Source organism: Xylophilus ampelinus (assembly GCF_003217575.1).
Taxonomy (GTDB): Bacteria; Pseudomonadota; Gammaproteobacteria; order Burkholderiales; family Burkholderiaceae_C; genus Xylophilus; species Xylophilus ampelinus.
Map to the genome: position 1 here is coordinate 98,286 of NZ_QJTC01000013.1, position 10,600 is coordinate 108,885.

Consider the following 10,600-nt stretch of genomic DNA (forward strand, 5'->3'; position numbering starts at 1 on the left):
ACCGATGAACGCCCCCACCCAAGGACTGCCCGTACAGGCCCCTTCCTACGTCAAGAACGCCCGGCTGATCGCCTGGGTGTCCGAGATGGCCGCCCTCTGCAAGCCGCAGGACATCGTCTGGTGCGACGGCAGCGACGAGGAATACGCCCGCTTCTGCCAGCAACTGGTCGATGCCGGCACCTTCAAGCGCCTCAACCCGGCCAAGCGCGCCAACAGCTTCCTGGCCTGCTCCGACCCGAGCGACGTGGCCCGGGTGGAGGACCGCACCTTCATCTGCTCCGAGAAGCAGGAAGACGCCGGCCCGACCAACAACTGGAAGGCCCCGGCCGAGATGCGCGGCATCCTACAGCCGCTGTTCGACGGCTGCATGGCCGGCCGCACGATGTACGTGGTGCCGTTCTCGATGGGCCCGCTCGGCAGCGACATCGCCCACATCGGCGTCGAGCTGTCCGACAGCGCCTATGTGGCGGTGAACATGAAGCTGATGACCCGCATGGGCCGTGCGGTGCTCGACGTGCTGGGCGACGACGGCGAATTCGTGCCCTGCCTGCACACCGTCGGCGCGCCCCTGGCCGCCGGCCAGCAGGACGTGGCCTGGCCGTGCAACCCGACCACCAAGTACATCGTGCATTTTCCCGAGACGCGCGAGATCTGGTCGTACGGCTCGGGCTACGGCGGCAACGCGCTGCTGGGCAAGAAATGCCTGGCGCTGCGCATCGCCTCGGCCATGGGCCGCGCCGAAGCGACCGACACGGCCACCGGCTGGCTGGCCGAGCACATGCTGATCCTGGGCGTGACCTCGCCCGCCGGCAAGAAGTACCACGTGGCGGCGGCGTTCCCGTCGGCCTGCGGCAAGACCAACTTCTCGATGCTGGTGCCGCCACCGGCCCTCGACGGCTGGAAGGTCACCACCATCGGCGACGACATCGCCTGGATCAAGCCGGCGGCCGACGGCAAGCTGTATGCGATCAACCCCGAGGCCGGCTACTTCGGCGTGGCCCCCGGCACCAACATGCTGACCAACCCCAACTGCATGAAGAGCCTGGACCGGGACGTGATCTTCACCAACGTGGCGCTCACCGACGACGGCGACGTCTGGTGGGAAGGCATGGAGCAGGACGCACCCGGCAAGGCGCTGCCGGCGCACCTGATCGACTGGCAAGGCAAGGACTGGACGCCGCAGATCGCCGAGGAGACCGGTGCCAAGGCCGCGCACCCCAATTCGCGCTTCACCGTGGCCGCCACCAACAACCCGGCGCTCGACAGCGCCTGGGACGATCCGGCCGGCGTGCCGATCGACGCCTTCCTGTTCGGCGGCCGCCGCTCCACCACGGTGCCGCTGGTGACCGAGGCCCGCAACTGGAACGAAGGCGTCTACATGGCCGCCACCATGGGCTCCGAGACCACCGCCGCCGCCTTCGGCCAGCAGGGCGTGGTGCGCCGCGACCCGTTCGCGATGCTGCCGTTCGCCGGCTACAACATGATCGAATACTTCCAGCACTGGATCGACCTGGGCGCCAAGCTGCAGGCCCAGGGCGCGAAGCTGCCGAAGATCTACCAGACCAACTGGTTCCGCAAGGGCGAAGACGGCAAGTTCGCCTGGCCAGGCTACGGCGAGAACATGCGCGTGCTGAAGTGGATGATCGACCGCATCGAAAGTACGGCCGGCGTCGGCGTCGAGCACCTCACCGGCACCAGCCCCGCCTACGCAGACCTGAACTGGACCGGCCTGGACTTCACGCCCGCGCAGTTCGACACGGTGACCCGCACCGACGATGCCGCCTGGGGGGCCGAGCTGGCGCTGCACGACGAGCTGTTCGCCCAGCTGGCGCGCGGCCTGCCGCAGGAGCTGAAGGACATCCGCGCCGCGCTGGAAGCGCGGCTCAAGGGCTGATCGCCGGCCGCGCACCGCCTGCGGTGCGCCGGTTCCGGCCTCGCATCCGTCGATCGCCCATGAGAAAGCCGCTGGCCCCTTTCGGGACCAGCGGCTTTTTCGCGGCCGGGGCGCCTGCGCGCCCGGTGCCGATCAGAAGTAGTTGCGGACGTCGCGGGCGGCACCCACGCTCATCGCGCGGCTGATGTCGGCCATCACGCGGGCATCGGTCATGGCCACGCGCATCATCTGGCGGTCCTGCTCGGCGGCGATCTGGCGCTCGTTCCAGGCGACGACGGTGGCGCGCAGGGTGATCGCGGCGCGGCGCAGCGGGCCGGCCAGCAGGGCCAGGGCGGCGAAGGCGATGGCCCAGAGCACGGCCCAGGCGGTCAACAGGTGGCCTTCGGACCAGGTGTCGACCACCTGGTTGGCGACGACGAGGACGGCCGACACGACGGCGGCCAGCAACAGCGAAACACCGCCACGGGCACCCTGGACGAGGCCGGAGACATGCTCGACGGTGCGGACCGCGCGGTTGGCACCGACGTGCCGGGAAGAGAATTGAGGTCGTACGAAGCTGGTCATGGTGATCTCCTGCGGGTAGCGCCGGAAGAGAATTTCAGCGCCTGGGCGAATACTAGGGTTTACCCCCGCATTCCCCAAATTTATTTTTGTGATGCTTGGCATTCATCATGGTGATGGCCTATCTTTCGGTGCATGGCGTCCACCAACTTTCGCGCCCTCGATCTCAACCTGCTGCGGGTGTTCGACGAGGTGATGGCCGAGCGCAACCTCACCCGCGCGGCCCACAACCTGTCGATCACCCAACCGGCCGTCAGCAACGCCCTGCGGCGCCTGCGCAAGGTGCTGGGCGACGAGTTGCTTCGGCGCAACGGTGCGGCGATGGAGCCGACCGCGCGCGCCGCGGCGATCTGGCCCGACGTGCGCGAGGCGCTGCGGCAGCTGCAGCGGTCGCTGGCGCCCGACGTGTTCGTGCCGGCCGAGGCGTCCACCGCCTTCGTGCTGGCGATGGCCGACGCGACCGCGGCGGTGGTGATGCCGGCCCTGGTGAACCTCGTGGAAGCGGAAGCGCCGGGCATCCAGGTGCGGGTGGTGCCGCTGGCCACCCGCGACCCGCGCCGGCTGCTGGCGGACGAAGAGGCCGACATGGCGGTCGGCTACTTCCCTGCGGTGATGGCCGACCTGACCGCCCGTAGCCAGGCCGGCGAGGTGGAGAGCTTCGCCCACCACCGGCTCTACGACGGCCAGTACGTCTGCGTGATGCGGCGCGGCCATCCGCTGTCGGAGCTGTCGCAAGACGCGTTCACCATAGACCGCTTCTGCGCGGCGCGCCACATGCTGGTGAGTTTCTCGGGCCGGCCCTACGGCTTCATAGACGAGGCGCTGTCCCTGCTGGGCCGCACCCGCCATGTGGCGGTGACGGTAAACCAGTTCTTCACCGCCGGCCGGGTGGTGGCCCAGTCCGACATGCTGACCATACTGCCCCGCCATTTCGTCGGCGCGACCGGCCTGGCCGAACACATCGTCTGGCGCCCCCTGCCCTTCCCGGTGCCGACCGTGCACGTGGACGCCCTCTGGCACCGGCGCCAGCAACCGTCGTCCGCCCATGAATGGCTGCGCAACGCGGTCGAGCGCTCGGCCGTGCTGCATCCGCTGTTGTGAGCGGATAGGAGTTTCTAGAACGATTGAGGCCACCGGCCGGCTCAGGACGTCGGCCTATCGCTATGAAAACAATAGCGCATGCAGTTGGTTTTCAGGTATTCCAACGCAACGCGGAAGATGTGAAAGAACCGTAGCGAGCGGTCCGAGTGTGCGTCGAGGACCGGAGCCGTACTTTCGTATGGTGAGGACCGCAGACACGCAATCGGGCGCGCAGCAGGTTCTCTCACATCTTCGTCAGCGGATGACGCTGAGATAGGCGCGTGCGGCCTGGCGGAGTTCGTGGGCGTGGTGGGGGTCCTGGCCGGCGCGGGCTTCGGCGCTCTCCAGCAGGCGGTTGGCAATGCCGGCCGGCGGTGCCATCTCACGGGCGGCATGGGCGGAACTCGAAAAGAGGCGGGCGATCAGCGTGAACATGGCGTTTTGCACTTCGTGGGTGCATCAAAAGTGGCGATACGGGTAGATTAAGGGTTTTCCCTAGCCTCGCCCACCCTTCTTCATGCCGAACGTGCATAACCTATTCCACCGTGGTGCGCAACGCACGCCAACGGTGAGCGCCGCCTCGCCGCACAATGACCGCATGCAGTTACAGCTCGTATCCGATCTACACCTGGAAGTGCAACCCGATTTCACCGTCTCGCCCACGCCCGGTGCCGACCTGCTGGTGCTGGCGGGCGACATCGGCTCCCACCATCCGTCCTCGCACCTGCCGGGCGACGATTTCGGCCTGGCCCGCTTTTCGCCGCTGCCCCAGTTCGGCGGCTGGCCGCAACCGGTGCTGTTCGTGCCGGGCAACCACGAATACGACGGCCAGGATGTCGACGCCGCCCGACTCCGCCTGCGGCGGCTCTGCGACCGGCTCGGCATCGGCTGGCTCGACCGCGAAACCGTCACGGTCGACGGCGTGCGTTTCCTGGGCAGTACGCTGTGGGCCGATTTCGAGGCCCTGATCCCTGCCAACGCCCCACCGGCCGCCGCGCTGGAGGCCCGCGGCAAGGCGATGCGCGCCGCCGATTTCTACCTGAGAAAGACCGGCACCACCCGCCATGGCGCGCCCTGGCTGTCCGAGGGCGTGCGGGAGGAGGCACTGGCCTGCCAGCAGTGGCTGGCCGGTGCGCTGGCCGAGTCCTTCGACGGCCCGACGGTGGTCGTCACCCACTTCGCGCCCAGCCTGGGCAGTGCCGATCCGCGCTACGGCTTGGTGCCCGGCACCGCCGGCTTCTGCAACGCGCTCGACCCTCTGCTGCCCCGGGCGCAACTCTGGCTGCACGGCCACCTGCACGCGCCCAGCGACTACCGGCAGGCCGGCTGCCGGGTGGTGGCGAACCCGCTGGGCTACGCAGGCAAGGGCGAGCAGGCGACGTTCCGGCCGCACTGGCTGGTCGACGTGCCGATGCTATAAAAATCATAGCTTCATGTCGGCGATCTGCGCCGGCTGCAGGCCGTTTGCATCCGCAATACCGTCCGGGCGCCGCGGCGGGGCGCACACCGGCGGGCGCCCCGCAAGCGGACAGCTCCGCCGCGCCGCGGAGCCGGGCAAGCGGCCTACACCGTGTGCGGGGCCGCGCGGGTTACGCTCGGGTCTACAAGGCGCGGCACGACAGCTGCGTTTTTTTTCGTTCCGACCCTGGGCGTCTGCGCGGCACCCGTTCCGTCCCCACGTCCCGACCCATGAAACTCAAAGCCCGCTGCTCGATGACCGTGACCGCCTATGCCGACAGCCCGGTCGTCGCCGTGCTGCGGCCCCGCAGCGGCCGGGCGCAGTGGATGATGAGCGAGCGCTACGAGCTCTCGCCGCTGGTGCCCACCTCGGAGATGGTCGATCCCTACGGCAACCTGTGCCAGCGCTTCACCGTGCCGCAGGGCACGATGCGCATCGAGGTCGAGATGGTGCTGCAGGCCGAGGACCACATCGCGGTGCAGCACGACGCCCACTACACCCCGGTGGCGCTGCTGCCCGACGACGTGCTGCACTACCTGCTGCCGAGCCGCTACTGCCCGTCGGACAAGATGCAGGGCCAGGCCCTGTCGCTGGTGCAGGGCCATGCGCCGGGCTATGCGCAGGTGGAGGCGATCCGCGCCTGGATCCACGCCAACATCGAATACCGCTACGGCGTCAGCACGCCCAACACCGACGCGCTCGACACGCTGATCCAAGGCGCGGGCGTCTGCCGCGATTTCTCGCACGTGGGCATCGCCCTCTGCCGGGCGCTGAAAATCCCGGCGCGGGTGGTCGTGGGCTACCTCTGGCAGCTGGACCCGATGGACATGCATGCGTGGTTCGAGGCCTTCGTCGGCGGCCGCTGGTACACCTTCGACGCCACCCAGTCGGAGCCGCGCGGCGGCCGCATCGTGGTGGCCTACGGCCGCGACGCCGCCGACGTCTCCTTCATCAGCGACTACGGGGCGGTGCCGCTGCAGATGGGCGAGATGCACACCACCGTCACCCGGCTCGACCTGCCCGGGTCGGCGTCGGAGCAGGCGCAGCCGACGCCCGCCGGCTGACCGCCGCCGTCAGGCCCGCACCGCGCGCGGCGCGCCGGGCCACATCCTCACCGCCAGCGCGGCCGCGGCGGCCAGGGTGGCCATGGCGCACACCGCCGTCCAGCCGCCGTGGGCCAGCACCACGCTGCCGAGCGCCGCGCCGCTGGCCATGCCGATGAACATGGCGGTGAACAGCACCGCATTGAGGCGGCTGCGCGCCGCGGGCTCGATGCCGAAAACGATGGTCTGGTGCGCCACCAGCGTGGCCTGCATGCCCAGGTCGAAACCCACCGCGCTGACCGCGATCAGCCACAGGCGGTCGGGCCCCACCGCCATCGCCAAAAACGACAGCGCCACCAGCCCGGCGCCCAGCCGCGCGACCAGCTCCGGCCCCTTGCGGTCCGCGATGCGGCCGGCCAGCGGTGCGGCCAGCGCGCCCACCGCGCCCGCCAAGCCGAAGGCGCCGGCGGCGGTGCTGCCCAGGTGGAACGGCGCGCCGTGCAGCATCACCGCCAGCGTCGACCAGAAGGCGCTGAAGCCGACTCTCAGCAGCGCCTGGGCCAGCGCGGCGCGGCGCAGCGCCGGGTGGCTCCGCCAGAGCGTGCAGAGCGAGGCCAGCAACGCGCCGTAGGGCAGCTGCGTGGTGGGCGCGAAGCGCGGCAGCCCGCGCCAGGCCGCCACCGCCAGCAGGCCGATGCCGAGGGCCGCGGCGCCGTACATCGTGCGCCAGCCGAAGTACTCGGCCACGAAGCCGCTCACCACCCGCGACAGCAGCACGCCCAGCAGCAGCCCGGTCATCACCTTGCCCACGGTGCGGCCACGGCTGGCGGCGGGCGCCAGGGTGGCGGCGGCCGGCACCAGGTCCTGCGCCAGGGTGGCGGCCAACCCGATCGCCAGGCTGCCCGCCAGCAGAACGCCGAGCGACGGCGCCAGCGCGCAGAGCAGCAGCGCCAGGCACAGCACGCCGGCCTTGGCCAGGATGATCCGCCGCCGGTCGAACCGGTCGCCCAGCGGCGCCAGGGTCAGGATGCCGAGCGCGTAGCCCAGCTGCGTCAGCGTCGGCACCAGGCCGATGGTGGTGGCGCCCACTCGCAGGTCGGGGCCGAGCACCCCGAGCATCGGTTGGCTGTAGTAGAGCGACGCCACCGCCAGGCCGGCACCGACGGCCAGCAACAGCACGAGCGCGCCGGGAACGTCGGCCTGCGGCGAAGGAGAGTAGGTCGTCATGCATTCGCCCGGGTCGTGGAAACCCGACATTCTGCGGGCCGCGCCCTCCACGACGCCGTGGGCCGCCCGAAAAGCCGGACGCGGCCGCGCACCATCCGCCGCCCTCACCCCCCGGCTCGGCCCAGGTGCTCGTACAAAATGGTGCAGCCGATCCCGATCAGCACCACGCCGCCGACGATCTCGGCGCGCTTGCCCACGACGCGACCCAGTACCCGGCCGACCATCACCCCGGCGGTCACCATCAGCGTGGTCGCCAGGCCGATGGCCAAGGCAGTGGGGAGGATGTCCACGTCGACGAAGGCCAGGCCCACGCCGACGGCCATCGCGTCGATGCTGGTGCCCACGCCGGTCAGCACCAGCACCCAGAATGCGTTGCGCTGCGGACGGTCTTCCTCGGCCTCGGGCGCCGACAGGCCCGAGCGGATCATCCGCAAGCCCAATACGCTGAGCAACACCAGGGCGATCCAGTGGTCCCAGGCCTTGACGTAACTGGCTGCGGCCAGGCCCGCGGCCCAGCCGATGACGGGGGTGATGGCCTCGATGGTGCCGAAGATGAGGCCGGTGCGCAGCGCCTCGCGAAAGCGGGGCTTGTGCAGCGCCGCGCCCTTGCCGACGGCCGCGGCGAAGGCGTCGGTCGACATGGCGAAGGCCAGGAACAGGGTGGAGGCGAGATTCATGGGAGCACAGAAGCAGCCGGTTGCAAGACACCGCGGCGCACCACCACCCGGCTGTCCCGTGTCGGTACACCGCTGGTCTCGCCAACCTTCCGGCTGCCCGCACCACGGCACGCGCGGTGCCGAGTCTGTTGACGCGGGCGCTGCCGACATCCGGCAGCAGGCTACTCCCCAAAGGAAGCGCGATTCTAGAGCGTGTTATGCACGTCGACGTACCCGCGCAGGCCGGGGAGCAGCCCGGCGGCAAGGCGCAAGACGCGCCGCGGTGTGGATACCGCAAGCGGACGGCAACGCGGCACCCGGGCCTCTCCCCGTCTTTCCCGAAGGGTGGGTCCCATCCAAAGTATGTCGAAGTGCATAACACGGCTCCATCAACGGCACGCGGCCGGCCGCGGCGGCCGCCCTACGCGGAGCAGGGCAGGGCGGATGCAAAAGGCCTGCGCAGGACTGGAGAAATTGCCCAACAAAAAGGCAATCCGTAGGTCTTTTCCTACCATGCGGGACCGCGCGCCGCAGGCGTTGGCGCCTGCCGCGGGGTCCCACCGCATGAAACAGAACCTGCTCCGCTTCGTTAAAACCTACCGCCTGGCCGTCGGCGGCGTCGTTCTCGCCCTGCTCGCTGCCTTGACGATCGGTCTCTGGCCGGGCCTCTCGGTGCCCGTCGGTGCCCTGCCCGCGGGCGCCGCCGGCCAGCAGATGGCCGCCGATCCGGGCCGCTGGGGTGCGACCCAGCGCGACGGCTCGGCCTTGCTGGCCGACCTGCGCGGCGGCAGTATCGCGGCGGTGGGCGTCACGCCCCACGCGCTGCTGGTCACCACCACCGGCGGCGAGCGCTACTACGTGGTCGACGGCCGCGGCGCCTTCGCCGGGCTGGTGGTGCAGCAGGCGCAGAGTGCCGCCACGCCGGCTTTCGAGCTGGCGATGCTGCCGCAGGTGCGCGTCGGCGCCGACATCTCGCAGGGCTGGGACCGCGGTATGGAGCTGTTCCGCGCGCTGATCGGCCTGCTGCTGCCGCTCCTGCTGATCGGCGCGATGTTCTACCTGATGCGCCGCGACGTCACCTCGCTCTCGAAGCTGGTGGAGAAGCCCACCGGCGTCTCGTTCTCCTCGGTGGTGGGCGCGGGCGAGGCCAAGTCGGCACTGGCCGACGTGGTGCAGTTCCTGCACCAGCCGGCGCGCTACGCCGCCCTCGGCGCACGGGCGCCGCGCGGCATCCTGATGCTGGGCGGCCCGGGCGTCGGCAAGACGCTGCTGGCCAAGGCGATGGCGGGCGAGGCCGGCGTCAACTTCATCGCCACCAACGGCAGCGAGTTCAGTTCCAAGTTCTACGGCGTGGGTGTCGCGAAGGTCAAGCAGCTCTTCGCCACCGCCCGCAAGAACGCGCCGTGCATCCTGTTCATCGACGAGATCGACGGCCTGTCCAAGCGCAGCGCGGGCACCGGCGCGGCCGAGAGCGAGAGCGAGAGCAACCGCATCATCAACCAGGTGCTGGTCGAGATGGACGGCTTCGCCGACAACGAGGGCGTGATCGTCATCGGCGCTACCAACCTGGCCGACAACCTCGACGAGGCGCTGCTGCGCGAGGGCCGCTTCGACCGCCGGGTGAACGTGAAGCTGCCCGACGTGCGCGACCGCGCCGACATCCTGCGCCTCTACGCCGCCAGGCTGCCGACGATGCCCGAGGCCGACTTCGACCAGCTGGCCCGCATGACCAACGGCCTGGCGCCGGCGGCGCTGGCCCACATCGTCAACCACGCGGCGCTGGTCGCGGCCCGCCGGGATGCGCAGTGGGTCACCATGGCCCACATGATGGAATCGGTCGAGACCACGCGGATCGGCGAACTCAACGGCGGCCGGCGCGCGCTGTCGGAGGGCGAACTGCGGCGCGTCGCGGTGCACGAGGCGGGCCATGCGGTGGTGGCCTCGGCGCTGCGCTCGGGCAAGGTCGAGAAGGTCACCATCCTGCCGCGCGGCGGCGCCCTGGGCGTGACGCTGGTGACGCAGGAAGAGGACACAGTGCTCTATCCCAAGAGCTTCATCGAGGCGCGCATCCAGATGCTGCTGGCCGGCCGTGGTGCCGAACTGATGCTGCTGGGAGAGGCTTCGAGCGGCGCGGCGCAGGACCTCCATGAAGCCTCGCGCCTGGCGCTCGACATGGTCGGCCGCTTCGGCCTGTCGCCCGAGGCCGGCCTGTTCAGCCTGGCCGCCGTGCCAGAGGCCCATGCCGGCTCGGCGGTGGGCGATGCGGTGCGCCAGGCCAACAGCTTGCTGGTGGCGCTGGAAGCCCGTTGCACCGAGGTGCTGGAAGCCCACCTGCCCGCCCTGAAGGCGCTGACCGCCGAGCTGCTGGAGCAGGAAGAGGTGGAGGGCGATCGGGTGGAAGAGCTGGTGCATTCGCCGCTGCGGCGCGCGGCGTGAAAAAAGCCGGCCGCATCGCGCGGCCGGCTGGCGGCGCGGAACTGCGGCCTATGGGTTTTTACCGGCGCCCGGCGGTCCACGCGCATCGGTGCGTGCGTGCCGCAGCGGCGTCGCCATGTGTGCCTGACGGCCCGAGGGTCCAGCCTAGGCTTAGAGCGGCTAACAAAACGTTGTCAATGATCGTAAGCAGATGGCACAGCATCCCAAGGAGAGCCAGGCGACATGAATGTCGATGCGACGCCCA

General features: G+C 70.1%; 9 protein-coding genes. 5 read left to right on the forward strand and 4 right to left on the reverse strand.

All coding sequences use genetic code 11. The features are described from left to right. The first annotated feature begins 4 nt into the window (after positions 1-4). Positions 5-1,894 carry a phosphoenolpyruvate carboxykinase (GTP) gene (locus tag DFQ15_RS10165; protein WP_110465872.1) on the forward strand — a complete coding sequence of 630 codons (1,890 nt, stop codon included), beginning with the start codon at positions 5-7 and terminating at the stop codon, positions 1,892-1,894. Between the two features lie 132 nt (positions 1,895-2,026). On the opposite strand, the gene DFQ15_RS10170 is transcribed toward DFQ15_RS10165, so the two are convergent. Then, positions 2,027-2,458 (reverse strand): hypothetical protein, encoded by a 432-nt coding sequence (locus DFQ15_RS10170; RefSeq protein WP_110465873.1) that lies wholly within the window; start codon positions 2,456-2,458, stop codon positions 2,027-2,029. A 132-nt stretch (positions 2,459-2,590) separates the two neighbouring features. On the opposite strand from DFQ15_RS10170, the gene DFQ15_RS10175 reads away from it, so the two are divergent. Further along, entirely contained in the window at positions 2,591-3,556 is a 966-nt protein-coding gene (locus DFQ15_RS10175; RefSeq protein ID WP_110465874.1) for a LysR family transcriptional regulator, read from the forward strand. A gap of 234 nt (positions 3,557-3,790) precedes the next feature. On the opposite strand, the gene DFQ15_RS10180 is transcribed toward DFQ15_RS10175, so the two are convergent. Continuing rightward, on the reverse strand, positions 3,791-3,970 hold the full coding sequence (locus DFQ15_RS10180; protein WP_110465875.1) for a hypothetical protein: 180 nt from the start codon (positions 3,968-3,970) through the stop codon (positions 3,791-3,793). Between the two features lie 163 nt (positions 3,971-4,133). Between DFQ15_RS10180 and DFQ15_RS10185 the strand changes: the two genes are divergently transcribed. After that, positions 4,134-4,955: a metallophosphoesterase gene (locus DFQ15_RS10185; protein WP_110465886.1), complete on the forward strand. Its 822-nt coding sequence runs from the start codon at positions 4,134-4,136 to the stop codon at positions 4,953-4,955. A 269-nt stretch (positions 4,956-5,224) separates the two neighbouring features. Beyond that, entirely contained in the window at positions 5,225-6,058 is an 834-nt protein-coding gene (locus DFQ15_RS10190) for a transglutaminase domain-containing protein (RefSeq protein ID WP_110465876.1), read from the forward strand. Positions 6,059-6,067: 9 nt separating this feature from the next. On the opposite strand, the gene DFQ15_RS10195 is transcribed toward DFQ15_RS10190, so the two are convergent. Both DFQ15_RS10195 and mntP read right to left on the reverse strand, forming a co-directional pair. Then, positions 6,068-7,264, reverse strand: a complete 1,197-nt coding sequence (locus DFQ15_RS10195) for an MFS transporter (RefSeq protein ID WP_110465877.1) — start codon at positions 7,262-7,264, stop codon at positions 6,068-6,070. 104 nt (positions 7,265-7,368) lie between these two features. Further along, positions 7,369-7,941: a manganese efflux pump MntP gene (mntP, locus tag DFQ15_RS10200; protein ID WP_110465878.1), complete on the reverse strand. Its 573-nt coding sequence runs from the start codon at positions 7,939-7,941 to the stop codon at positions 7,369-7,371. Between the two features lie 543 nt (positions 7,942-8,484). Between mntP and DFQ15_RS10205 the strand changes: the two genes are divergently transcribed. Beyond that, a complete protein-coding gene (locus DFQ15_RS10205) occupies positions 8,485-10,356 on the forward strand; it encodes an AAA family ATPase (protein WP_110465887.1) in 1,872 nt (623 codons plus the stop codon). Positions 10,357-10,600 lie beyond the last annotated feature (244 nt).